Genomic DNA, 23412 nt, shown 5'->3' with positions numbered 1-23412 from the left:
CCCACAACCAGCAGCACCATCCCGCGCCGAACCACCCGCCACGCAACCGACAGCACCGCCCCGCGCCAAGCCCGGCTCACAACCGCAGGCGACCTGCCACACCGGAACCTCCCGGCCCCCGTCCTCCGGTCGCGGCAGCAACGCGGCCACCACCAGCTCCGCCGCCCGCCGTCCATCCGCTCCGTCCGGGGCCGGCGCGACCCCGCGCAGCTCGTCCGCGAGCAGCCGGGCACCCACGGCCTCCGCCCAGCCCGAAGCCGCCGCGCGCAGGCCCGGCTCCGCCTTCAGCCGGTCGAGCAACCCGCCACGACGCCGACCGCTGAACCGAGCCGCCCGGACCAGCCGGGCCGCCTCCGGAGACGGTGGGCCGAACAACCCCGTCATCGCGCGGTCGAGCGCCCGCAGCTGCGATCCCAGCACCACTCGCACCACCGCGGACGGACACCGGACAGCCAGCTCCGCAACCGAGCACTCCCGCAACGCGGAAGCGAGCACCCGCAGCTCGGCGGGGACCGGGCGCAACGCGGCTCCGGGCGCCAGCCGGCGCAACGCGCACACCGTGTTCTCCACCGGCACCGAACGTCCGTCGGGATCGGTCGCGCCCACCGCAACGCCTCCTGGTCCCCCGGACGCAGTCTGCGCCGCGCCCGCCCGTCGCGGAACGTAAGAACGGGCAGCCCTCCGCGCCACCCGATCGGGCAGGACCCGGCTCGGGGGTTAGCCCCGTGTCGTCGCCGGGACGGGGCTGGCACCCTTGAACCCATGCCAGCCCCGACCGAGCCGTCTCGTGTCCGCCGACCCTGGTCGACGTCCGGCTGGCTGCTGCTGGTCCTCCTGGTCGTCTTCGCCTTCGGCCTGATCGCCTCGCGCCCGCCGGCCCCGCCGGACCAGGGCCCGCCGACCGGGGACGTGCTCGCCGCGCAGAACGCCATCGAGGCGCTCGTCCACCCGGGCCCGCACCCCGACGCGCTCGCGCGGCTGCCGAAGGACTTCACCGCGCTCAGCGGCGTCACCCCCGGTGCGATGACGGCCCGCGACGGCACCGTCCGCGCCGTCCACGTCGACGGCGGCTGCTCGACGCCCTGGGGCGACGACAACACGAAGTGGGACTACGCCGTGCCGTGCAAGGCGCACGACCTCGGCTACGACCTCCTGCGCTACGCCGACCGCAAGGGCCACCCGCTCGGCCCCGAGGTCCGTGAAGCCCTCGACAACCAGCTGTCGCACGACATGCACCACGCCTGCGACCTCAACCCGATGAACTCCGCGGGGACCTGCCGGGTCGTCGCGTCCTTCTACTCGGCCGGCCTGGTCGTCAACTCGTGGCACCAGCGCTGGGGCCCGCCGGTCGGCGACCCGATCGGCCCGATGGTCGCCGGCGTGCTCGTGATCGCCTGCCTGCTGGTCTTCCGGCTGCGCGGCTGGCTGCGGGCCCGCCGCGAGCCGCGGCTGCCGGTGCCCGCCGCCACCCCCGCCGAAGTCACCCGGTGGGCGTTGCTCGGCGCGGGCGGGGTCGTCCTCCTGCTCCTCGGCGAGTCGGTGACGGCACTCGCGCACTGGGCCGGCGCGTCGGAGACGTCGCTCTGGCCGCTGACCTGGCTCGCCCAGCTCGCCCCGCTGATCTTCTTCGCCGGCGGCCACGCCAACGCGGCCGGCTGGCGCACCGAACAAGAGCACGGCGGGGGCTACCGCCACTTCCTCGCCGAGCGCGCCAGCCCGCTGCTGCGCCCGGCGCTGATCTTCGCCGTCGTCGCCCTCCTGACGCCACTCGCGCTCGAGCTCCTCGGCATCCCGGCGGGGACGACCGCGACGGTCATGCGGATCGCGCTGCACCCGCTGTGGCTGCTCGGGGTCTACCTGCTGACGATCGTCTGCGCGCCCCCGCTGCTGGCCCTGCACCGCCGCGCCCCGGTGAGCGCGGCGGCCGGGCTGCTCGCGCTGGTCGTCGCCGGCGAACTGGCCGCCGAGGCGACCGCTTCGCCTCTGCCTCGCTTCGCGGCGACGTTCGCTCTCGCGCTCCTGGCTCAGCAACTCGCCTTCGCGCACGCGGACGGCGTACGCCCGTCACGACGGCTGCTCGCCGCGGCCGCCGCGACCGGTGTCGCGGGCCTCGTCGTGGTGAGCGTCCTGCGGGACGGGCCGCCTGTCCTGCTCGGCAGCCCGGGCGCCCCGGCGGCGTTCTCGGCGCCGCCGTGGGGCGTGCTGCTGCTCGGCCTGGTCCAGCTCGGCGTGCTCGGGCTCCTGGCCGGCCCGCTCGGCAGGCTCGGCGACCGGCCGCGCGTCGCCGCCGCGTCCCGGTTCGTCGTGCGCGCGCCGATGAGCCTCTACCTGGCGTTCCTCGCCGGGATGCTGCTGCTCGTGTCGATCGTGTACCTGCCCGGCCGGATCGCCGACGGGCTGACCTGGCTGGTCCGGCCGCGCACGCTGGTCGCGGTCGGGCTGCTCGCGGTGCCCGCGACCCTGGTCTTCTGGTGGTTCGAGCGGCACAGCCACCACGGACGGCGGCCCCGCGCGGCCGAGCTCCCCGGCCGCCGGACCGTCGTGCTGACCAGGGCCGCGGCCGGGTTCGGCATCGGCTACGCGACGCTCGGGGTGTTCGGCTTCGCGCTCACCCGCTTCGGCGGGGTGGCCGCCGACGCCGACCTGCTGGGCCTGCGGCTCGACCCGATCCAGAGCCTGGTGCACCTGCTGCTCGGGGTGTTCCTGCTGCACACGATCCGGCTCGGGGCGGGCGCGGCGACCGGCACCTGGCTCACCACGGCACTCGCCTGCGCGCCCTCGCTCCTGTTCGCCGACGGCGGCGGCACGTCCGAGCTCCTCGGCGTCACGCTGCACGCGGCGACGGCCGGGTTCGCCCTGCTCGCGACGGCGGGCACTCTGCTGCCGGCCCGCAGACCGGCGAACGCGACGTCCTGACCAGGCGAAACCAGCTGGCGTGCGGGAAACTGGGTGGTGCATGCCACATTCACAGGGGGATGTGTAACGCTACGGCAACCAGGTGAAGGCACCATGCGTCCATCCTCTGGCAGTACCGATCGAAGCAGTGAGGAGTCGCCCGCGTGGATCACCCGCCTCGGAACGGGCAAGGCGACCGCCGCCCCGCCCGGCCCCGGCAGGAAGAGCCAGGCCGGCGCACCGCACCGCCGCGCCGCCCGGCGCCCCGCCGCGAGCCGGTGGACGCGCGCCGCACGGCTCCGCCGCCTCGCCGTCCCCAGCCGCGGCCGGCCCCGCGGGCCCGCCGCAACTCCTTCCGCGGCGCGAAGATCGCGCTGGCCGTCGTGTCACTGCTGGTCATGGGCCTGACGGGGTACGCGTGGGCCGCCATGCAGGGCCTGGTCAACGGGCTGAACTACGCGAACGTGATCAGCGACGGCGGCGGGGGCGACAAGCCCGCCGACGGCGCCCGCGACATCCTGCTAGTCGGCCTCGACAGCCGCACCGACGCCCAGGGCAACCCGCTCTCGCGCGAGGTGCTCGACGAGCTGCGCGCGGGTGACTCCGACGGCGAGCTCAACACCGACTCGCTGATTTTCGTGCACATCCCGAACGACGGCAGCAAGGCCGTCGCGATGTCGCTGCCGCGCGACTCCTACGTCGACATCCCCGGCTACGGCAAGCACAAGATCAACTCCGCCTACGCCAGGGCGATGCTGCAGGCCCGCAAGGACCTGCAGAAGCAGGGCGTCACCGACCCGAAGGAGCTCGACGTCAAGGCCAACCAGGCCGGGGCGAAGGAGCTCATCGAGACCATCGAGAAGCTCACCGGGTCGACCATCGACAACTACGCCGCGGTCAACCTGCTCGGCTTCAGCGACATCACGAAGGCCATCGGCGGCGTCGACGTCTGCCTCAACAACAACGTCAAGGACCAGTACTCCGGCGCGAACTTCACCAAGGGCCAGCACACGATCTCCGGCGTCGAGGCGCTCGAGTTCGTCCGCCAGCGCCACGGGCTGCCCAACGGCGACCTCGACCGGGTCGTCCGCCAGCAGGTGTTCATGGCCGGCATGGCCCGCAAAGTGCTCTCGGCGGGCACGCTGACCAACCCGGGCAAGCTGTCCGACCTGATCGACGCCATCAAGAAGTCGGTCGTGCTCAACCAGAACTGGGACATCTTCGGGTTCGCCCAGCAGATGAAGGGCTTGACCGGCGGCCAGCTCGAGTTCCGCACCATCCCGGTGAAGAACGTCGAGTACAAGACCCCCGAAGACGGCACGGCCATCCAGGTCGACCCGGCCGAGGTGAAGCAGTTCGTCCAGAGCCTCGCCGGGCCGCAGCCGGGCCAGACGGCGCCGCCGGCGAACCAGGCCGACCCCGCGAACAAGGCGACCACGGTCGACGTCCGCAACGCCTCCGGCAAGACCGGCCTGGCCGCGAGCGTCGCCAAGACCCTCGACGCCAAGGGCTTCACCTCCGGCGACACGGCGAACGCGACCGCGCGCAAGACCACGGTCATCTGGGTCCCCAAGGGTGGCAAGGACAAGGGCCAGGCCGTCGCGGACGCGCTCGGCGGCTCGCCGACGATCCAGGAGGACAAGAGCGTCTCGGCCGGCCACGTGATGGTGTTCCTGGGCTCGGACTACCAGGGCACGGCCTCCGACGCGAGCGCCGGTTCCGGCGCCGCCGCGGGCTCGTCGTCCCAGGCCCCGGCCCCGCCGCCGGTCGCCGACGAGGACAAGCCGATCACCGCCGAAGGCGTCCCCTGCGTCAACTGAGGGCGGCCCGGTCCGACTGTCCATCAGGGACACTGCGATCGGTTTAGTGTTCTGCAGACTGCAATTTGCAGGCATGGCCACCTGCCGTTAACCCGTTCGGCCTAACTCGCGCAATCGGTATCAAAGACATGCCCGGAATCGCGTAAGGGCCGGGGGCCTGCGCACTTACATACATGTGAGGGTGCACCTGCACGGGAATCTTGTCACCACCGTGCGAGTGCCGCGGGAGAGCACGGCAGGGGACATTGATGTGCTGATCGACGCTGAGGACTATCAGCGGATTCTCGGAGACGAGCTCCGCAAGCTCAGGCGCAGCCGAGGGTGGACGCGCAAGGAGCTGAACCAGCACCTGCAGAGCGAGATTTCGCTGCAGACGCTGGCCACCTACGAACTGGGCACCAGACAGTGCTCGGTGGTGCGCCTGGTCGAGCTGTGCGTCGCGATGGACGAGCTGCCCCAGGACCTGCTGGCCAAGGTGCACCGCCGGGTGTTCGTCGACGAGCCCGGCCGGGTCCGCGTCGACCTGCGCAAGGTCGTCGCCGACGCGTCGGACGAGCTGTTGCCGTTGCGCCGCTGGGCCGAGGACCGCCTGCGCCAGTCCGGCGAGCACGGGGGCGCCGAGGTCGCGCTCGACCTGCCGGCGCTGGAGCGCATGGCCGAGCTGTGCGGGCTGCCGACCGTGGACCTGATCGGCCGCCTCCGCCGCTACGTCTCCCGCTGATCCGCGGCGGTCCCCACCGGCCTCCTCCGCCGGTGGGGACCGCCCGGTCAGCCGACGAGGAAGTCCTCGCGCCGCACCTTGCGCGTGTCCAGCCAGTACCGCCAGGTGAAGCCCGGCCAGATCGTCCGGTTGACGCCCTTCGCGTCCAGGTACCAGCTCTTGCAGCCGCCGCGCGTCCAAATACCCTTCGCCAGCTTGCGCTGGATCGAGATGTTGAACCGTTCCTGCACCTCGGGCTTCGGCTCGATCGCCTTGCCGCGGGCCAGCCGCAGCGCTTCGGCGACGTAGGAGATCTGGGCCTCGATCATGAACACGACGGAGTTGTGCCCGAGGCCGGTGTTCGGGCCGAGCAGGAAGAACAGGTTCGGGAAGCCGGCGACGGTGATCCCGAGGTGCGTCCGCATCCCCTCGGTCGCCCACTCCTTGCCCAGGTTGCGCCCGTCGCGCCCGACGATCTCCAGGTCGTCGAAGGCGTCGGTGACGTGGAAGCCGGTGCCGTAGACGATGACGTCGGCCTCGTGCTCGACGCCCGCCGCGTCGACGACGCTGTGCTCGCGGACCTCCTTCACGCCGTCGGTGACGACGTCGACGTTGTCCCGGGCCAGCGCCGGGTAGTAGTCGTTGGAGATGAGCACGCGCTTGCAGCCCATGGTGTAGTCCGGGGTGACCTTGCGCCGCAGCGCCGGGTCGGTGATCGCGCGGTCGATGTTGCGCTTGGCCAGGCGCTGCCCGAGCTTCATCACCCACGACTGGCCGTTGAAGCCGATGGCGCGCGCTTCGAGCATCCAATAGAGCAGGTTCCGGTAGGCGCGCTGGGCCGGCGGGAACGCCTTGAACAGGGCGCGCGTGCGCCCGGACATCTCGTGGTCGGCCTTCGGCATGATCCACGGCGGGGTGCGCTGGAACAGCGTCAGCTCCCCCACCTCGGGCGCGATCTTCGGCACGAACTGCACCGCGCTGGCGCCGGTGCCGACGACGGCGACCTTCTTGCCCTTCAGGTCGACGTCGTGGCGCCACCGCGCGGAGTGGAACGCCGGGCCCGCGAAGTTCTCGATCCCGGGCAGCTCCGGGATCTGCGGCAGGTGCAGCGCCCCGACCCCCGCGACCAGCGCACCCGCCACGAACTCGTCGCCGCCCCTCGTGGCGACGTGCCAGCGGTTCTCGTCGGCGTCCCAGCGGGCGCCGGTCATCTCCTGGCCGAAGCGGACGAAGCGGCGCAGGTCGTGCTTGTCGGCCACCTCGCGCATGTACCGCCAGATCTCCGGCTGCGGCGAGTACGCCCGCGACCAGCCCGGGTTCTGCTCGAAGGAGAACGAGTACATGTGCGACGGGATGTCGCAGGCACACCCGGGGTAGCTGTTGTCCCGCCAGGTGCCGCCGACGTCGTGCGCCTTTTCGAGGATGACGAAGTCGTCGCGCCCCTCCTTGCGCAGCTGGATCGCCATGCCGAGACCGGAGAACCCGGTCCCGACGATCACGACCCCGGTCTCCGTGCGGTTGCCCATCGCGCCTCCCGGTTACTGTTACTCGTCGTCCAGCTTACTCAGAGTAGGTTACTACCGGTAGAGTGTCGCCCGTGACCACCGCGAAGCGCAAGCGCATGCCCCGGGCCGAGCGGATGCGGCAGATGGTCGAGGTCGCCGAGCAGGTGTTTTCGGCGCGCGGCTACGCGGCGGCGTCCATGGACGAGATCGCCGAACTGGTGGGCGTCTCCAAGCCGATGCTCTACGAGTACTTCAACTCGAAGGAAGGCCTGCTGCTCGCCTGCATCCGCGAGTCCCGCTCGATCCTGCGCGAAGTCACCGAACAGGCGACGGTCGGCGCGGCGACCGCCGAAGACGCCCTGCGCCGCGGCCTGCTGGCCTTCTTCGTCTTCATCCGGGAACGGCGCGAGGCGTGGTCGCTGCTGCGGCACGAGATGGCCCTGATCGGCACACCGGCCGCCGACGAGGTCGAGGAGACCCGCCGCCAGCAGACCGACCTCATCGCCGCCCTGATGAGCGGCTACTTCGACAGCGGCGACGACCTCCGAGCCGAAGCGGCCGCGGAATTCGTGGTCGGAGCGTGCGAACGGCTCGCGATCTGGTGCGAACGACACGATGAGGTGAGCCCCCAGATGGCCACCGAATACGCCATGGACGTGCTGTGGAGCGGCCTCCAGCGCCGTGCACGGTAACCTGCGCGTGCATTAGGCCATTCGGTCGTTACTCAGCGCTGTCGTGTCGTGTGACACAGAGTTGCTCTACGGTACTCAAGACACGGTAGAAAGTGTGCTGGACCTTCACGACCGAGAGGGGGCGCGGACAAAGTGATCCAGAACCAGCGTCATGGAATCGCTACGACCGCGTCACGGTTGTGTAAGGCATCGAGAGGGGCGTGAGGCAGATGGTGGAAGCGATCACGGCGACGTACGTCCAAGAGGACGCCGACTGGGCGATCACGGTCAGCGGCCGCGGCAAGGAGCTGACCGCCCGCGCACCCGGCATCATCGCCGCGCGCGACCGGGCCGACCAGCTCGTCGAGGAACTCGGTGGCGACGGGAAGAACACCGTCGTCCACCTGCTCAACGGCAGCGCACTGGACTTCACCCAGGCGTACATGACCGCCCGGCTGACACTCCCGAAACAGGCACCACTCGAGATCCCGCCGCCCGGCAGCGTGCCCAAGCAGCAGACCACCGAGAAGACCCCGGAAGCCGCGGCCCCCGAGAAGAAGCCGCAGCTGCCGCCGAGCAAGCAACTCCCGAAAGCAGTCGAGGAGAGCAAGCCGGCGGCCGAGCCGGCCCCCGCCACCGAGAAAGCAGCCGAGGCCCGCGCCTGAGCGCTACTTGAGCAGCTTGCGCACCAACAGGACCACCACGAGGATCCCCCCGCCGATCAGCGGATACTTGACCTTGGGGTTGTCCAGCTTGGCGCGCAGGCCGTCCTTCGCCGACTCCGCCAGCTTCTTCGGGTCGGCCTTGACGGTCAGCTGATCGAGCGTCGAAGCCAGAGCCGTCCTGGCCTGCTCGATCTCACGCTCGATCGTCTCGGGATCGCGAGCCACGTGTCCTCCTCGCCGCAGGGACTTCCGAACCCCAACCTAGTCGACCGCCCCACCGCGGCCGCACCGGCCACGCCGCACGCTACGCTTCCCAGTGGCTGGGGCCCGTAGCCCAATTGGCAGAGGCACACGGTTTAGGTCCGTGCCAGTGAGAGTTCGAGTCTCTCCGGGCCCACGCTCATGAGTTCCGGCTTCGGCGCTTCGCGCCTTCGCCGGACTCCCTCGCTTCGTCATTGCTTCTGGGGGTGCAACCCCCAGACCCCGCCCGGGGGCTTCGCCCCCGGACCCCCAGCCGTGGTCGCCTGGCGTTGTGGCCCTCTGTTCGTGGGGGGGTCGGTCAGGTCAGGTCAGGTCAGGTTGACCGTGATGTGGGGGTTTAGGGCCTGTAGGAAGTCTTTTGCGTCGAAGATCTCTCCTGCTGAGGCCACTCCCTTTGTCTTTGTTCTTCCCGTCAGGATTCGGTCCACCGCCTCTACCGCCAGGGGTGCGCTTACCGCGTAGATGTCCTTGCCTCTTGCCGTTGCTCGGCGTTGCCTGCCTTTTGCCCGGACTGTTACCTCGACCACGAACGTCTCGGGTTCGGTGCGCTTGGTGGCTGCGGACAGGTCCTCTGCCGCCTTGGTTGTCATGTAGCTCGTTACCTTGGGGACCTTTACGTGGCTGGGGATTGTCACTATGTCGGCCATTGAGAACTCCGCCAGTACCTGGCGGGGGCCCAGTGGGGTGGGGAAGTTCCACTCTTGGGTTCGGAGGGCGTCGTTGTGGTGCTGCAGGTGGCCGTCTGTGAAACGGATTCGCTTCGCTCCTCGGCGCTCGCGGGATTTCTTGCCTGCCGCCAGGGTTCCCGGGGTGGGGTTCCAGGCGGTCAGGCCGTAGGCCACGTGGATCTCGTCCGCCTCCTTCCAGTCGTCCATCGCCGCCGTCGCCAGCAGGTCGGCCAAGCCTCCGAAGAACGCCATTGCCGGTACCACCGTTGTGTCCACCTTCATGGCGAACGTGTCCAGGTTGGCTTCGATTTCGGCCGCTACGTCGACGTACGGGATGTTGGCGCGTGCTGCTGCCTCGATCAGGGGGATTGCCGTTGTCGCGAACGGGCCCGCGCAGTTGATCACTGCCGCTGCGCCGTTCAGTGCGCGGTCCAGCGATTCCGGGTTGTCGACCGTGGCCGGGCGGCCGCCTGGGAGCCTGGTCGCGTCGCGGCCTGAGAGGATCGGGTCGAAGCCGCGTCTGTGCAGCTCAGCCACTACGAAACGTCCTGTGTGCCCGTAGGCGCCATACACCAGTACCGAAGTCATGGGGCAATCCTTCTGCGGGTTGTCCGTTGGCGACAGTGTCCGGAACGACGTGATGCGTACACTTTCGGACATGCATGCCGTCGCGCTCGCCGCCACCGATGGGATGCTGTCCTTCGAGCTGACCATCGCCGCCGAGGTTTTCGGCGAGGACCCGCGGTACGGCTTTTCCGTCTGTGGCTCGGCTCCGGTGCGGGTCGGTCGCTTCCTGCTCGAACCCGATCACGGCCTCGAACGGCTCGCGCGCGCCGGTACGGTCATCGTGCCCGGCTGGGCCGACGTCGACGCCGACCCGCCTGCGGACCTGGTCGAGGCGGTGCGGGCCGCGCACGCCGCTGGTGCGCGTGTGGCGTCTCTCTGCACCGGTGCCTTCGTACTGGCCGCCGCCGGGCTGCTGGACGGCCTCCGCGCGACGACGCACTGGGCGCACACCGAGGTCCTCGCCGCCCGGTTCCCGCGGGTGACCGTCGACGCGGACGTGCTGTACGTGGACAACGGGAGCGTGCTGACGTCGGCGGGCAAGGCCGCAGCGATGGACCTCTGCCTGCACCTCGTCCGCGCCGACCACGGCCCGGCCGCCGCCAACGCGGTCGCCCGCCGGCTCGTCGTGCCCCCGCACCGGGCCGGCGGGCAGGCCCAGTACGTGTCCACCCCGATCCCCGCCCGCGACGACCACCCGCTCGCCGCGCTGCTCCCGTGGATCACGGCCCGGCTCGACCAGCCCCTGACGGTGGAGGACCTCGCTCGCCAGGCGAAGGTCAGCACCCGCCACCTGACCCGCCACTTCCACGCGGCGACCGGCACGACGCCGCTGCGGTGGCTGCTGGTCCAGCGCATCCGCCGGGCGCAAGAGCTGCTGGAGAAGACGGACTCGGGAGTGGACACGATCGCGGCGGCGGTCGGCATGGGCACGGCGACGACGTTGCGCAGGCACTTCAACCGCACGGTGGGCGTACCCCCGGACACCTACCGGCGCACGTTCCGCGGCTAGGGTTCCCCAACGCCGAAGTCTGCGGCAGCAACCAGGACGTGCTCGACCGCGCCACCACCATCGTCGTCGCCGTGCGCCCGCGAGTCGCCGGAGAAGTGCCGGCGGGACGTCCCCACGAGCCGCGACCTCGACGAAGTCCTCGCCCGCCTCGAGAGTCAGTAGCGCACGTCGCTCTGCAGCAGCGGCGGGTACACAGTGGACGGTTCGCCGTCGACCGTCGCGCCCGCGAACTGCAGCATCGCGCGCTGGGCACCGTGCATCGGGGCCGGGTAGCCCAGCGTCGGCGCGGAAACCTCGTCCAGGCGCGCCAGATCCGCCGCCGAGAGCGTCACTTCGAGACCTTCGAGGTTGCCCGTCAGGTGTTCCAGCCGCCGGGCGCCGACGATCGGGACCACCGTCCCGGGCCGGGCGCGCAGCCACGCCAGGGAAACCGCCGCCGACGTCGTCTCCAGCGCCGAAGCGATCGAGGCCACCTCGTCGATCACGGCGTACTCCTCCGGCGAGGGACCCCCGACGAAAGCCGCGCGGGCGGAGTCCGGCACGGCGGCGTCGCGCCGGTACTTCCCCGACAGGAAGCCGTTCTTCAACGGGCTCCACGGCGTCAGCGCGATGCCCTGGTCGAGCGCGAACGGGGCCAGCTCCCCCTCCACCGTCCGCGCCAGCAGCGAATACTCCACCTGCAGCGCGACCAGCGGCGTCCAGCCCCGCAGCAGCGCCGTCGTCTGGGCCTGCGCCGTGACCCACGCCGGGGTGTTCGAGAAACCGACGTAACGGATCTTGCCCGCGCGGACGAGGTCGTCGAGGGTCCGCAGGGTCTCCTCGATCGGTGTGTGGCGGTCCCAGTTGTGCAGCCAGTACAGGTCGAGGTGGTCGGTCCGCAGCCGCCGCAGCGACTCGTCGAGCTGGGCGATGATCGACGCGCGGCCCGCGCCGCCGCCGTTGGGGTCGCCGGGGAACATGTTGCCGAAGAACTTCGACGCGAGCACCACGTGCGAGCGCAGGCCCGGCCGCGCCGCGAAGAAGTCGCCGAGGATCTTCTCCGAGTGGCCGTTCGTGTAGAAGTTGGCCGTGTCGACGAAGTTCCCGCCGCGGCCGAGGTACGTCTCGAGGATCTTCTCGGACTCTTCGACGCTGCAGCCGGCGCCACCGGCGTCCTCGCCGAAGGTCATCGCGCCGAGCGCGAACGGACTGACCCGCAGCCCGGACCGGCCGAGGGTGACGTACTGGTCGAGTGACATGGAACTCTCCTCTGGTGTCGGATTGACCACCACCAGAAAACCTTGAATCCCAGTTGAACGGTAGATTGATCGTCGCCGTCTCTTGCACGATCCTCTCGATTTCGATGGTCATCGGCAAACCGACGTGCTTTCCTTGAGGGGTGCTGACCGAGCTTCGCGACCTCGTCGCCGCCCACGCGCGCGCCGACCTTCGCACGCCGATCCCGGGCCTGCTGCTGTCCGAAGTGGACACCAGCGAGCCGCACCACTCGCTGGCCGAGCCGCTGCTGGTCGTCATGGTCCAGGGCGGCAAGCGCCTGCTGCTCGGCGAGCAGGTGCACGAGTACCGCGCGGGGCAGTACCTGCTGGTCAGCACCGATCTGCCGGTGACCGGCCACTTCGTCGGCGCGACACCGGAGACGCCGTCGCTGGGTGTGGGGCTGGCCCTGCGGCCCGCGGCCATCGCCCCGCTGCTGCTCGACGCCCCGCCCGGCCGGTTCTCGCGCACTCCGCCGGCGTCGCCGATCGCGACCGGGGACGCCGGGCCCGAGCTGCTCGACGCCGTCGTCCGGCTGGTGCGGCTGCTCGATCACCCCGCCGACGCGCGCGTGCTCGCGCCGCTGATCGAGCGGGAGATCCTTTGGCGGGTGCTGACCGGCCCGCACGGCGACCTGGTCCGGCAGATCGGCCTGGCCGACAGCGGGCTGGCCCACGTCGGCCGCGCGATCCGGTGGATCCGCGAGAACCACGCCGAGCCGATGCGGGTCGACGAGCTCGCGAAGCTGAGCGGGATGAGCCCGTCGGCGTTCCACCGGCACTTCCGCGCGGTCACGGCGATGAGCCCGCTGCAGTTCCAGAAGCGCATCCGCCTGCAGGAAGCCCGCTCGCTACTGCTGGCCGACGCGGGCGACGTCGCGGGGGTCGGGCACCTCGTCGGCTACGACAGCCCGTCGCAGTTCAACCGCGAGTACCGCCGCCTGTTCGGCGCCCCACCCGGCCAGGACGCGGCCCGGCTGCGCGCGGCCGCCGCCCCGGCCGGGCCGCGGCTGCCGTGAGGTCCGATCCGTTCAAGACCCGCGGCCGCCCCGGTGCGACGCTGGGCGCATGGCTGTGAACCTTTCCGCGGCGGCGTCGTTCATGGCGACGCACGCCCGGCTCCTCGACCGACGCCGCTTCGAGCTGCTCCGCGGCGAAACCGGCGCCGACGCCGTGCTGGCCGCCGTCGACGGCTACCGCAACCCCGACGGGGGCTACGGCTGGGGCCTGGAGCCCGACCTGCGGGCGCCGGAGAGCCAGCCCGGCGGCGCCCTCCACGCCTTCGAGGCGTTCGAAGAGGCCGGGCCGGCGACCACCCCGCACGCGGCCCGGCTCTGCGACTGGCTGGCTTCGGTTTCCACGCCGGACGGCGGCCTGCCGTTCGCCCTGCCCGTGGCGGACCCGGCGGGCTGCGCGCCCTTCTGGGTCCAGGCGGACCCGGCGCGGGCCGCTTTGCAGAGCACGGCGTTCGCCGCGAGCGCCGCCCTGCGCGTCGCCCGCCACGACCGGGCCGTGCGCGAACACCCGTGGCTCGCCGCGGCGACGGAGTACTGCTTCCGCGAAATCCGTGCGCTGGACGAGGCCCCGCACGCGATCGCGCTGTCGTTCGCGGTGGGTTTCGTGGACGCGGCCCACGACTTCCACGCCGAAGCGGCGACGCTGCTGGACCGGCTGGCGCCGTTCGTCTCGCCGGACGGCCTGGTCCCGGTGGCCGGCGGGTCCGACGGAGAAACCTTGCGCGCACTGGACTTCGCCCCGCTGCCGGACCGTCCGGCTCGCGCGTTGTTCAAGGACGCCGTGATCGACGCGGAGCTGGAGCGGCTCGCCGGCGAGCAGCACGACGACGGCGGCTGGCGGGTCGATTTCGCGAGTTATTCCCCCGCGGCGGAGCTCGAGTGGAGCGGTTACGCGACCGTCCGCGCGGTCTCGATCCTGCAGCGCAACGGCGTGCTCTGAAGATCTACACGAGCAACGTGGGAGTTCACCCGCCCGTGGCACGTCGTGTCACGGGCGGTGAGCGGTTACGCGGCTTCCGGTGAGCGTGGCCGTACCCGTACTGTGACGGGTAAGCCGGTGCCCGGAGGTGAAGCATGTCGTCGCGCAACCCGTTGAGCTGGTTCACCCGCTGGGCCGACTGGTTCGAAGAGCGCGGTGTCTACGTGCCCGGCGAAGAGAGCCGCGCGGTCGATCCGGTCCGGGATTTCGGCTGGTTGATGGCCTCCTGGGTGGTCGGTGTGGCGATCTTCATCCTGCTGTTCGCCCTCGCGGTTTAAGTGGCATGTCGGCGGTGATTGTCACCACCCGTGCCGTTCCGGTCACGGATTGGCCACGGCGCGGCACCAGGTGCGCGACAACCCCCCGTGTCTCCTCGTAACCACGCGCGATCACGGCCACAGTGGAGCGGGTTCGCCCGGCACGCCCCGTTGCCGAACGGCACCCCGAACCGCCGACTGGAGTACCCGCGATGGCGCTCGCGCGCACGTGCAAGATCATGTTCACCACAGGACTGCTTTCCCTGGCGGTGGCGTGCGGGGTCCCCGCGGCGCAGGAGGGCACCGCGGCGCTCGGCGCGGGCGGCGGCCAGGCGGGTGCGAGCGCGGCGCAGGCGGGCAACGACCTCAAGTTCGGCGCCGACCACCGGTTCGCCAGCGGCGTCACCATTTCGGTCGGCTCGCCGGAGTCGTTCCAGCCCAGCGCGTCGGCGTACCCGCGCAGCTCGCGCGGCGCGGCCTTCGACGTCCAGCTGACGAACGACGGCGCGACGACGTACAAGCTCTCCGGCCTCACCGTCACCGCGACCTCGGCGGGCAAGCCGGTCAAGCAGGTCGTCGACACGACCCAGGGGTTCACCGGCATCACCGACGCGGGCAAGGACATCCCGCCCGGCCGCTCGGTGCACGTGACCCTGGCGTTCGCGGTACCGCAGGAGCCGACGCAGCTGCGCCTGCAGATCCGGCCGAGCGCGACCGAGGCCGCCGCCGTCACGTACTGCGGTCCGGCTTGAGGTTAGGCTCGGCCCTATGACCGAGCGACTTTCCCCCGGCGACGAAGCCCCGGACTTCACCCTGCCCGACAGCGAGGGCAAGGACGTCTCGCTGCGCGACTTCCGCGGCAAGTCCGTCGTCGTGTACTTCTACCCGGCGGCGAGCACGCCGGGCTGCACCAAGCAGGCCTGCGACTTCCGCGACAACCTCGCCGAGCTGAACGACGCCGGCTACCAGGTGATCGGCATTTCGCCGGACAAGCAGGCGAAGCTCGCGAAGTTCGTCGAGACCGAGAAGCTGACGTTCCCGATGCTGGGCGACCCGGACAAGGGCGTCATCGAGGCCTGGGGCGCGTACGGCGAGAAGAAGAACTACGGCAAGACGTACCTGGGCGTCATCCGCTCGACGTTCGTCGTCGACGCCGAGGGCAAGATCGCCCACGCCTTCTACAACGTCCGCGCGACCGGGCACGTGGCGAAGCTGATCCGCGACCTCGGCGTGGCTTCCTGAGGCGTCAGCCTTCCGCGAGCTCCCGCAGCGCCGGGAGCAGGGCCCGCAACGCCCTGCCCCGGTGCGAGACGGCGTCCTTTTCGGACGGTTCCAGCTCCGCCGACGTCCGCGATTCGCCGTCCGGCTGGAAGATCGGGTCGTAGCCGAACCCGTTGGTTCCTCGCGGCGAGCGCACCATCGTCCCGCGCCACTCGCCGCGGACCACCGTCTCCTCGCCCGACACCAGGACCAACGCCGCCGCGCACACGAACTGCGCCCCGCGGCGCTCGTCCGGGACGTCGCCCAGCTGGCCCAGCACCAGGTTCAGGTTCGCCTCGTCGTCGCCGTGACGGCCCGACCAGCGGGCCGACAGCACGCCCGGCATGCCGTTCAACGCGTCGATCGCGAGGCCCGAGTCGTCGGCGATGGCCGGCAAGCCGCACGCCGCCACCGCGTCGCGGGCCTTCGCCACCGCGTTGCCCTCGAAGTCCGGCGCCGTCTCGGGCGCCTCCGGGAACTCGGGGACGTCCGCGAGACCGAGGACCTCGATCCCCGAAATGCCTTCGGCGGCAAGGATTCGCTCGAGCTCGCCGAGCTTCTTCGCGTTGCGCGTGGCCAGAAGCAGCTTCGTCACTTCGAGCCCTTCTTCTTGTCCGGACGCGGCTCCGGCAGCTCGCCCGGGTAGGGCAGCGCCAGCGCCTCGTTCTGCAGCCGGGTCAGCTCTTCGCAGCCCGCCTGCGCCAGGTCCAGCATCTTGTCCAAAGTGGACCGCGCGAAGGTCGCGCCCTCGCCGGTGCCCTGGACCTCGATCAGCGTGCCCGCGTCGGTGGCCACCACGTTCATGTCGACCTCGGCACGCGAGTCCTCCTCGTACGGCAGGTCGAGCCGCACGCGGCCGTCGACCACGCCGACGCTCACCGCGGCCACCGACGACGACAGCGGCTGCGGGTCGTTGAGCCGGTTCGCCGCGCCCAGCCAGGTGATGGCGTCGGCCAGCGCCACGTAACCGCCGGTCACCGCGGCCGTGCGGGTGCCGCCGTCGGCCTGGATGACGTCGCAGTCGATGACGATCGTGTTCTCGCCCAGCGCCGCCAGGTCGATGCAGGCGCGCAGCGAGCGGCCGATCAGCCGCGAGATCTCGTGCGTGCGCCCGCCGATCCGGCCCTTGACCGATTCGCGGTCACCGCGGGTGTTGGTCGCGGACGGCAGCATCGCGTACTCGGCGGTCACCCACCCGAGCCCGGACCCGGCCCGCCAGCGCGGCACGCCTTCGGTGACGCTCGCCGCGCAGAGCACCCGGGTGTTGCCGAATTCGATCAGCACCGACCCCGCCGGCCACTGCTGGAACCCCCGGGTGATCTTGATGTCACGGAGCTGGTCGTCGTTCCTGCCATCTTTTCGAGCCACGGGAGCACTCTAGAACCGGCGGCTCAGACGTCGTAGACGGCACCCTGCTTGACGACCTCGGCCCCCGGGAACTCCACCGACGCCTCGGCCAGTACCGCGCCCGCGTCCGTCCACGGCGCGATGTGCGTCAGCAGCAGCCGCCCGACCGCGGCGTCGCGCGCCAGCTCGCCCGCCTGCTTGCCCGACAGGTGCACGCCGGCCGGGCGTTCGGCCGAATCCGTCCAGGACGCCTCGGCGAGCAGCAGGTCGACGCCGTCCGCGAGCTCGTTCAGCGCCGCGCACGGACCGGTGTCGCCGGTGAACGCGAGGATCCGGCCGCCGTAGGAGATGCGCAGGCCGTACGCCGGGGTCGGGTGGTCGACCTCGACCGCGACGACCTCGAACGGCCCGATCCGGAACGGCTCCGGCCGCAGCGGGCGGAAGGCGTAGACGTCGGTGAGGTCGGTGGTGGCCCGCTCGGTCTCGTTGGGCGCGTACGCGTTCGCGAGCCGCAGGGGCGCGTCGTGCGGCGCGTACAGCGGCAGCAGGCGCGGGCGGGCCGGGTACGGCGGCGCCGGGTGGTAGCGCCGCAGGACGGTGAGCGCGCTGACGTCGGCGCAGTGGTCGGGGTGCAGGTGCGTGAGCACGAGGGCGTCCAGGTCGAACGGGTCGGCCACGGCCTGCAGTTGCGCCAGCGTGCCGTTGCCGAGTTCGAGGCCGAGCAGGAAGCCCTCCGCCTCGACCAGGTAGCCGGACGCGGCGGTGTTCGGCCCGGGGATGCTGCCGGAGCACCCGAGGATGGTCAGTCGCACTTCGACACCCTAAGCGCCAAGACGCCTGATCACGCGGTGGTGGGAGCGAGGACACCCGGGGCGAACCCCATGAACCGCGCGGCCAGCCGGGTGAACGGCTCGGCCGAGCCGGTGGCGAGGAATTCGTGCCGCGGCGGCGTCTCCCGCGTCGTCAGCAGGTCCCGTTCGGTGAGGATCCGGACGACGTCCTTGGCCGTCTCGTCCGCGCTCGAAACCAGGGTGACCTCCTGGCCCATCACGATCTGCAGCACCCCCTGCAGGAGCGGGTAGTGCGTGCAGCCCAGCACGAGCGTGTCGACCTCGGCGTCGAGCAGCGGCTGGAGGTAGCCCTGCGCGAGCCCGAGGACCTGGCGCCCGGAGGTGATGCCGCGCTCCACGAAGTCGACGAACCGCGGACAGGCGACGCTGGTGAGCGTGATGCCGGGCGCGGCGGCGAACGCGTCCTCGTAGGCGCGCGACCGCACGGTGCCCTCGGTGCCGATCACGCCGACGCGGCCGGTGTGCGTGGCCACGACGGCGCGCCGCGCGGCGGGCAGGACGACCTCGATCACCGGCACGTCGTAGCGCTCGCGGGCGTCGCGCAGGCAGGCCGCGGACGCCGTGTTGCAGGCGATGACCAGGGCTTTCACGCCGCTCTCGACGATCTCGTCGAGGGCCGCGAGCGCGTAGCTGCGGGCGGTGGCGATCGGCAGCGGGCCGTACGGGTTGTGCGCCGTGTCGCCGACGTAGCGGAGCTGCTCGGCGGGCAGCTGCTCGAGGAGCGCCCTCGCGACCGTCAGCCCGCCGACGCCGGAATCGAACACGCCGATCGGGGCATCAGCAGACGGAGACGTCACCCTTCGAGGTTACCCGCAGCCGGGGGTACGGCTTTGCGCGACTTCCCCGTGCGGCTGGTCAGCCACGCCGCGAGGACGCCGGCCAGCGCGCCGAAGACGTGTCCCTGCCAGGAAACGCCCGGGTTGCCGGGCAGCAGGCCGGCGAGCATGCCGCTCCACACGCCGAGCAGGACGACGGCGACCAGGATCTGCCCGGCCGCGCGGTTGAAGATGCCGCGCACCAGCAGGTAGGCGAGCCAGCCGAAGGCCAGCCCGGACGCGCCGACCGTGACGGTGTCGGCCGGCCCGATCAGCCACACCCCGAGCCCGGACACCACCCAGATGATGGCCGTGACCAGGGCGAACCGGCCGATCCCGGCGGCCATGGCGAGGAAGGAGAACACGAGCACCGGCACGGTGTTCGCGAACAGGTGCGACCAGCCGGCGTGCAGCAGCGGCGCGAACAGCACGCCGTCGAGGCCGGACAGCATCCGCGAGTGGATGCCGCCCTGGTCCAGGTCGCCGGGCAGGATCACGTCCACCAGCTCGACCAGGTAGAGCAGCAGGGTGAACGAGAGCGCGACGAGCGCGGCCGCCTTCGGTCTCGGCGGCAGCACGCGTTTCGCGGCGTCGGTTTCCGGGTCCGGGTTCACGGGCAGTGTGCTCACGTGATCGACGCTACGTCGGTCCCGGCCCACGCACCTCGGGTGAAATCCCTGATCCCGGCTTTTTGTCGGTACCCACCGCTAGCGTCTCGGGCATGGGGAACTTCGACGTTCATGGATACCTGAAGCGGCTCGGCCTCGACGCGGAGCCGCCGAGCGTGGCCGCGCTGCGGCGGTTGCACACGGCGCAGGTCGAGCGCGTGCCGTACGAGGCGCTGGAAATCCAGCTCGGGCGGCCGACGCCGCTGGAGCCGTCGGCGTCGCTCGCGCGGATCCTGCGTGGCCGCGGCGGGTACTGCTACCACTTGAACGGCGCCTTCTCGGCCTTGCTGCGCGAGCTCGGCTACCAGGTCACGCGCCACCTCGGCGGGGTTCAGGGCGGTCCGGGCGACGCGCCGAACGTCGACCGCAACCACCTGGCGCTGACCGTCACCGGGGTGCCGGACGAGCCGGGGACGACGTGGCTGGTGGACGCCGGGCTGGGCGACGGCATCCACGAGCCGCTCCCCCTACGGGAAGGCACCTACCGGCAAGGCCCGCACACCTACCGGCTGCGGCCCTCGGAGGTGGCGCCGGGCGGCTGGCGGTTCGACCACGACCCGTCGGGCAGCTTCGCCGGCTTCGACTTCGCGGCGGGCGCGGCGGAGATGGCCGACTTCGCGGCGAAGCACGCGTGGCTGTCGACGGCACCGGAGTCCGGGTTCGTCCGGGTCTGCGTGCTGCAACGCCGGGACGCGACGGGCGTCGACACCCTGCGGGCGCGGACCCTGAACCGCCACGGCACCAAGGAGTTCGTCGAGTTGCCGGCGGACTGGTGGACGGCCGCGGCGGACGTCTTCGGCATCACGCCGGACCTGTTCACGGCCGAGGAGCGCGAGCGGCTGTGGCGGCAGGTCGTGGCGCAGCACGAAGCCCACGCGGGAGGGCCGGTCGTCAGCGTGTGACCGGGGCCGGCGGCAGCGGGGCCTTGCCGAGCGCGAAGTCGACGGCGGCGTCGGCGTGCAGGCGGGTCGTCGGGAAGGTCGGCACGGGCGAGTCCTCCGGGCCGACCAGCAGCTCGATCTCGGTGCACCCGTAGATCACGCCCTCGGCCCCCGCCTCGACCAGCCGCGCGATCACGCAGCGGTAGGCGGTCCTGGACTCGGGCTTCACCACGCCGAGCACCAGCTCGTCGTAGATGACGCGGTGGACGAGGTCACGGTCTTGCGCGCTCGGCACGAGCACGTCGAGGCCGTGCGCGGCGAGCCGGTCGCGGTAGAACGGCTGCCCCATGGTGAACCCGGTCCCGAGCAGCCCGACCCGCCGGATCCCGGCGGCGCCGACGGCCGCGGCGGTGACGTCGCCGAGGTGCAGCAGCGGGATGCCGAGGCCGTCTTCCAGCTGCTCGGCCACCTTGTGCATGGTGTTGGTGCAGAGCACGACGAAGTCCGCTCCCGCCGCTTCGAGCGCGCGAGCCGCGCGGTTCAGCTCGGCGCCGGCGTCGTCCCAGCGGTCTTCGGCCTGCATCGCTTCGATGGCGGCGAAGTCGACGGAGTAGAGGATCGTGTGGGCGGAGTGGAACCCGCCGAGGGCGTTCTTCACCCGTTCGTTCAGCAGCCGGTAGTACTCGGCCGAAGATTCCCAGCTCATCCCGCCGAGCAGCCCGATGACCTTCATGCTGTTCAGCATGCCCGAACTGCGCACGGCTTTCGCCGGGGTGTCGAACGTCCTGGTCACCGACGGCACCTCCGGCGTGCTGGTCGACGGCTTCTTCTCGCGGCCGTCCCTGCTCAAGATGGCGAGGCGCGTAGCGCCGGACCGCGAGCGCATCGACGAGGCCCTGAGCCGGCTCGGTGTCACGGAGCTCGACGCCGTCCTGGTGGCGCATTCGCACGTCGACCACGTCCTCGACGCGCCGGTCGTCGCGCGGCTCACCGGCGCCACGCTGGCCGGCTCGCCGTCGACCCGGAAGGTCCAGGAGGGCTACGACCTGGCCGCGGAGCCGTTCGAAGAGCTGGTGCCGGGCGAGCCGGTGGAGTTCGGCGCGTTCACCGTGACCCCGATCGACACCAGGCACAGCGCCGGCGACCGGGTGCCGGGCGAGATCACCGAGCCGGTCCGGCTGCCGGCCAAGGCGAAGGACTTCAAGACCGGGCGGTGCTACTCGTTCCACATCGCGCACGCGGCGGGCAGCGTCGTCGTCCACGCGTCCGCGAACTTCGTGCCCGGGGCGCTCGCCGGCCACTCCGCTGACGTCGTCTACCTCGGCGCGGGAGCGGCCGGCAAGCAGACCGAGGAATGGCGGGAGGAGTACTGGCGGGAGACCGTCGGCGCGCTCGGACCGCGCAAGGTCCGCCCGATCCACTGGGACGCCTTCTGGCGCCCGCTGTCCAAGCCGCTGAAGCTGCTGCCGAAGGTGTTCGACGACCTGGGGGCGACCATGGCCACCTTCGAGCGGCTGGCCGGGGCCGACGGCGTCGACCTGGCTCTGCCCGAGCTGTGGAAGGCCGAGTGACTCAGGCCCAGAGCTGCCCGTCGAGCCGCGCGGCGGCCTCGTCGAGCGACCCCGCGTAGGCACCCGTCGACAGGTACTTCCACCCGGCGTCGGCGACGACGAAAGCGACGTCCGCTTGCTCGCCCCGGGCCGCGGCCTTCTCGGCCACCGCCAGCGCCGCGTGCAGTACCGCGCCCGTCGAGATGCCCGCGAAGATGCCTTCGTTCTCGAGCAGCTCACGCGTGCGGCGAAGCGCGTCGTACGCGCCCACGGAGTAGCGGCCGTTCAGCACCGAAGCGTCGTACAGCTCCGGGACGAACCCCTCGTCGAGGTTGCGGAGGCCGTACACCAGTTCGCCGTAGCGCGGCTCGGCCGCGATGACCTGGACGTCCGGCTTCGCCTCGTGCAGGTACCGGCCGACGCCCACCAGGGTCCCGGTCGTGCCGAGGCCGCCGACGAAGTGCGTCAGCGTAGGCAGGTCCTTGAGCAGCTCCGGGCCGGTGCCGCGGTAGTGCGCGTCGGCGTTGGCCGGGTTGCCGTACTGGTAGAGCATCACCCACTCGGGGTTCGCCTCCGCCAGTTCCTTCGCCCGCCGGACGGCCTCGTTCGAGCCGCCCGCGGCCGGGGAGAACACGATCCGCGCGCCGTAGGCCTGCAGCAGCTGCTTGCGCTCGGTCGAGGTGTTCTCCGGCATGACGCAGACCAGCCCGTAGCCCTTGAGCTTGGCGGCCATGGCCAGCGAGATGCCGGTGTTGCCCGACGTCGGCTCCAGGATCGTGGAGCCGCGCCGCAGCTTGCCCTCGCGCTCGGCGGCTTCGATCATGGCCAGCGCGGGGCGGTCCTTGATCGAGCCGGTCGGGTTGCGGTCCTCCAGCTTCGCCCAGAGGCGTACGTCGTGCGTGGGCGAGAGCCGGGGCAGCCCGACCAGCGGGGTGCCGCCGAGCGCGTCGAGCAGGGACTCGAAGCGAGCCATCGATCAGCCACCGGCCACGGCGGGGAGGATGGTCAGGGTGTCGCCGTCCTTGACCTCGGCCTCGAGGCCGCCGGCGAAGCGCACGTCCTCGTCGTTGACGTAGACGTTGATGAAGCGGTGCAGCTTCTCCTCCTTCACCAGGCGGCCCTTGATGCCGGCGTGGCGGGACTCGACGTCGTCGATGACCTCGAGGACGGTCGCGCCCTTCGCCTCGACGGACTTCTCGCCGCCGGTGTGGGTGCGCAGGATCGTCGGGATGGAGACGGTCACGGCCATGGGTTCTTACCTCCGGTGGGTTCTTACACGCAGACGCCGGTGGCGCGGCGGTTTATTCCGGCGGGGCTCAGTCGACGATCTCGACCGGCTCCTCGGTGATCTCGGCGTCCACGATCCGGTACGACCGGAATTCGTGCACTTCGGGGTCGCGGGTGGAGACGAGCACGTAGTGCGCGTCCGGCTCGGCCGCGATGTTCGCGTCGGTCCGCGACGGGTAGGCCTCGGTCGCGGTGTGCGAGTGGTAGATCACCACGGGCACCTCGTCGTTGGCGTCCATCTCCCGGTAGAGCTTCAGCAGGTCACCGGAGTCGAACTCGTAGAACGTCGGCGACCGCGCGGCGTTCAGCATGGGGATGAAGCGCTCGGCCGAGTCGGACCCTGCGGGCCCGGCGATGACGCCGCACGCCTCGTCGGGATGGTCACGGCGGGCATGGGCGACGATCTCGTCGACGAGTTCACGGCGGATCCGGAGCACACCGACATCTTAGGTGGTGGACAAAGCACGTCCAGATGATGAGATATTGC

General features: G+C 71.3%; 26 protein-coding genes and 1 tRNA gene. 14 read left to right on the top strand and 13 right to left on the bottom strand.

Translation table 11 applies throughout. From position 1 onward, the window contains the following. Nucleotides 1–762: 762 nt before the first annotated feature. The 3 genes from AA23TX_RS04685 to AA23TX_RS04675 all read left to right on the top strand — a co-directional run bounded on the left by AA23TX_RS04685 (nucleotide 763) and on the right by AA23TX_RS04675 (nucleotide 5436). A complete protein-coding gene (locus tag AA23TX_RS04685) occupies nucleotides 763–2916 on the top strand; it encodes a phospholipase A2 (protein ID WP_155541354.1) in 2154 nt (717 codons plus the stop codon). Nucleotides 2917–3059: 143 nt separating this feature from the next. Continuing rightward, on the top strand, nucleotides 3060–4715 hold the full coding sequence (locus AA23TX_RS04680) for an LCP family protein (RefSeq protein ID WP_155541353.1): 1656 nt from the start codon (nucleotides 3060–3062) through the stop codon (nucleotides 4713–4715). 250 nt (nucleotides 4716–4965) lie between these two features. Further along, nucleotides 4966–5436, top strand: coding sequence for a helix-turn-helix domain-containing protein (locus AA23TX_RS04675; protein WP_155541352.1), 471 nt, complete (start codon nucleotides 4966–4968; stop codon nucleotides 5434–5436). 47 nt (nucleotides 5437–5483) lie between these two features. Here AA23TX_RS04675 and AA23TX_RS04670 read toward each other — a convergent pair whose 3' ends face one another. Beyond that, entirely contained in the window at nucleotides 5484–6941 is a 1458-nt protein-coding gene (locus AA23TX_RS04670; RefSeq protein WP_155541351.1) for a flavin-containing monooxygenase, read from the bottom strand. Nucleotides 6942–7054: 113 nt separating this feature from the next. On the opposite strand from AA23TX_RS04670, the gene AA23TX_RS04665 reads away from it, so the two are divergent. Together AA23TX_RS04665 and AA23TX_RS04660 are read left to right on the top strand one after the other, a co-directional pair. Continuing rightward, nucleotides 7055–7612 carry a TetR/AcrR family transcriptional regulator gene (locus AA23TX_RS04665; RefSeq protein ID WP_196425410.1) on the top strand — a complete coding sequence of 186 codons (558 nt, stop codon included), beginning with the start codon at nucleotides 7055–7057 and terminating at the stop codon, nucleotides 7610–7612. A 209-nt stretch (nucleotides 7613–7821) separates the two neighbouring features. Next, on the top strand, nucleotides 7822–8256 hold the full coding sequence (locus tag AA23TX_RS04660) for a hypothetical protein (RefSeq protein WP_196425409.1): 435 nt from the start codon (nucleotides 7822–7824) through the stop codon (nucleotides 8254–8256). A gap of 3 nt (nucleotides 8257–8259) precedes the next feature. Here AA23TX_RS04660 and AA23TX_RS04655 read toward each other — a convergent pair whose 3' ends face one another. Beyond that, a complete protein-coding gene (locus tag AA23TX_RS04655) occupies nucleotides 8260–8481 on the bottom strand; it encodes a DUF3618 domain-containing protein (RefSeq protein ID WP_155541348.1) in 222 nt (73 codons plus the stop codon). Nucleotides 8482–8579: 98 nt separating this feature from the next. Between AA23TX_RS04655 and AA23TX_RS04650 the strand changes: the two genes are divergently transcribed. Next, nucleotides 8580–8653, top strand: a tRNA-Leu gene (locus AA23TX_RS04650). A 172-nt stretch (nucleotides 8654–8825) separates the two neighbouring features. Here the strand turns inward: AA23TX_RS04650 and AA23TX_RS04645 are convergent. Beyond that, a complete protein-coding gene (locus tag AA23TX_RS04645; protein ID WP_155541347.1) occupies nucleotides 8826–9773 on the bottom strand; it encodes a saccharopine dehydrogenase NADP-binding domain-containing protein in 948 nt (315 codons plus the stop codon). 70 nt (nucleotides 9774–9843) lie between these two features. Here AA23TX_RS04645 and AA23TX_RS04640 point away from each other — a divergent pair, with 70 nt between their 5' ends. Next, a complete protein-coding gene (locus tag AA23TX_RS04640; protein ID WP_196425179.1) occupies nucleotides 9844–10761 on the top strand; it encodes a helix-turn-helix domain-containing protein in 918 nt (305 codons plus the stop codon). A 155-nt stretch (nucleotides 10762–10916) separates the two neighbouring features. On the opposite strand, the gene AA23TX_RS04635 is transcribed toward AA23TX_RS04640, so the two are convergent. Next, a complete protein-coding gene (locus AA23TX_RS04635; RefSeq protein WP_155541345.1) occupies nucleotides 10917–11999 on the bottom strand; it encodes an aldo/keto reductase in 1083 nt (360 codons plus the stop codon). Nucleotides 12000–12139: 140 nt separating this feature from the next. On the opposite strand from AA23TX_RS04635, the gene AA23TX_RS04630 reads away from it, so the two are divergent. The 5 genes from AA23TX_RS04630 (at nucleotide 12140) to bcp (ending at nucleotide 15508) form a co-directional block, all read left to right on the top strand. Then, a complete protein-coding gene (locus tag AA23TX_RS04630; protein ID WP_155541344.1) occupies nucleotides 12140–13033 on the top strand; it encodes an AraC family transcriptional regulator in 894 nt (297 codons plus the stop codon). A gap of 49 nt (nucleotides 13034–13082) precedes the next feature. After that, nucleotides 13083–13970, top strand: a complete 888-nt coding sequence (locus AA23TX_RS04625) for a hypothetical protein (protein ID WP_155541343.1) — start codon at nucleotides 13083–13085, stop codon at nucleotides 13968–13970. A gap of 134 nt (nucleotides 13971–14104) precedes the next feature. After that, the gene (locus AA23TX_RS04620; protein ID WP_155541342.1) at nucleotides 14105–14287 is read left to right on the top strand and encodes a hypothetical protein; all 183 of its coding nucleotides are present in this window, start codon (nucleotides 14105–14107) and stop codon (nucleotides 14285–14287) included. A 191-nt stretch (nucleotides 14288–14478) separates the two neighbouring features. Continuing rightward, nucleotides 14479–15018 (top strand): hypothetical protein, encoded by a 540-nt coding sequence (locus tag AA23TX_RS04615; protein ID WP_155541341.1) that lies wholly within the window; start codon nucleotides 14479–14481, stop codon nucleotides 15016–15018. 16 nt (nucleotides 15019–15034) lie between these two features. Further along, on the top strand, nucleotides 15035–15508 hold the full coding sequence (gene bcp / locus AA23TX_RS04610) for a thioredoxin-dependent thiol peroxidase (RefSeq protein WP_155541340.1): 474 nt from the start codon (nucleotides 15035–15037) through the stop codon (nucleotides 15506–15508). A 4-nt stretch (nucleotides 15509–15512) separates the two neighbouring features. Here the strand turns inward: bcp and rdgB are convergent, their stop codons facing one another. The 5 genes from rdgB to AA23TX_RS04585 are packed head-to-tail and all read right to left on the bottom strand — an operon-like array spanning nucleotide 15513 to nucleotide 19168. Then, on the bottom strand, nucleotides 15513–16121 hold the full coding sequence (gene rdgB / locus AA23TX_RS04605) for an RdgB/HAM1 family non-canonical purine NTP pyrophosphatase (protein WP_155541339.1): 609 nt from the start codon (nucleotides 16119–16121) through the stop codon (nucleotides 15513–15515). Further along, nucleotides 16118–16894, bottom strand: a complete 777-nt coding sequence (gene rph / locus AA23TX_RS04600; RefSeq protein ID WP_155541338.1) for a ribonuclease PH — start codon at nucleotides 16892–16894, stop codon at nucleotides 16118–16120. Before rph ends, rdgB begins: the two co-directional genes overlap by 4 nt. A gap of 23 nt (nucleotides 16895–16917) precedes the next feature. Further along, the gene (locus AA23TX_RS04595) at nucleotides 16918–17685 is read right to left on the bottom strand and encodes an MBL fold metallo-hydrolase (RefSeq protein WP_155541337.1); all 768 of its coding nucleotides are present in this window, start codon (nucleotides 17683–17685) and stop codon (nucleotides 16918–16920) included. A 29-nt stretch (nucleotides 17686–17714) separates the two neighbouring features. After that, complete coding sequence (murI, locus tag AA23TX_RS04590; RefSeq protein WP_155541336.1) at nucleotides 17715–18521, bottom strand: glutamate racemase; 807 nt, start codon at nucleotides 18519–18521, stop codon at nucleotides 17715–17717. Then, nucleotides 18518–19168, bottom strand: coding sequence for a rhomboid family intramembrane serine protease (locus tag AA23TX_RS04585; protein ID WP_155541335.1), 651 nt, complete (start codon nucleotides 19166–19168; stop codon nucleotides 18518–18520). The genes murI and AA23TX_RS04585 overlap by 4 nt, the downstream gene beginning before the upstream one ends. A gap of 92 nt (nucleotides 19169–19260) precedes the next feature. Here AA23TX_RS04585 and AA23TX_RS04580 point away from each other — a divergent pair, with 92 nt between their 5' ends. After that, on the top strand, nucleotides 19261–20109 hold the full coding sequence (locus tag AA23TX_RS04580) for an arylamine N-acetyltransferase family protein (RefSeq protein ID WP_155541334.1): 849 nt from the start codon (nucleotides 19261–19263) through the stop codon (nucleotides 20107–20109). On the opposite strand, the gene AA23TX_RS04575 is transcribed toward AA23TX_RS04580, so the two are convergent. After that, a complete protein-coding gene (locus AA23TX_RS04575; protein ID WP_155544248.1) occupies nucleotides 20099–20821 on the bottom strand; it encodes an aspartate/glutamate racemase family protein in 723 nt (240 codons plus the stop codon). The two genes, AA23TX_RS04580 and AA23TX_RS04575, sit on opposite strands and share 11 nt — an antisense overlap. 10 nt (nucleotides 20822–20831) lie before the next feature. Here AA23TX_RS04575 and AA23TX_RS04570 point away from each other — a divergent pair, with 10 nt between their 5' ends. Next, nucleotides 20832–21659: an MBL fold metallo-hydrolase gene (locus tag AA23TX_RS04570; RefSeq protein ID WP_155541333.1), complete on the top strand. Its 828-nt coding sequence runs from the start codon at nucleotides 20832–20834 to the stop codon at nucleotides 21657–21659. Nucleotide 21660: 1 nt separating this feature from the next. Here the strand turns inward: AA23TX_RS04570 and AA23TX_RS04565 are convergent, their stop codons facing one another. The 3 genes from AA23TX_RS04565 to AA23TX_RS04555 form a co-directional block, all read right to left on the bottom strand. Continuing rightward, on the bottom strand, nucleotides 21661–22611 hold the full coding sequence (locus AA23TX_RS04565) for a PLP-dependent cysteine synthase family protein (RefSeq protein WP_155541332.1): 951 nt from the start codon (nucleotides 22609–22611) through the stop codon (nucleotides 21661–21663). Nucleotides 22612–22614: 3 nt separating this feature from the next. Continuing rightward, complete coding sequence (locus AA23TX_RS04560) at nucleotides 22615–22887, bottom strand: MoaD/ThiS family protein (protein ID WP_086679767.1); 273 nt, start codon at nucleotides 22885–22887, stop codon at nucleotides 22615–22617. 67 nt (nucleotides 22888–22954) lie between these two features. Next, nucleotides 22955–23362, bottom strand: coding sequence for a M67 family metallopeptidase (locus tag AA23TX_RS04555; protein ID WP_155541331.1), 408 nt, complete (start codon nucleotides 23360–23362; stop codon nucleotides 22955–22957). Between the last annotated feature and the right edge of the window lie 50 nt (nucleotides 23363–23412).

The organism is Amycolatopsis camponoti (assembly GCF_902497555.1).
In the GTDB taxonomy this organism is placed as follows: Bacteria; Actinomycetota; Actinomycetes; order Mycobacteriales; family Pseudonocardiaceae; genus Amycolatopsis; species Amycolatopsis camponoti.
This window is presented reverse-complemented; position numbering and strand designations above follow the sequence as displayed.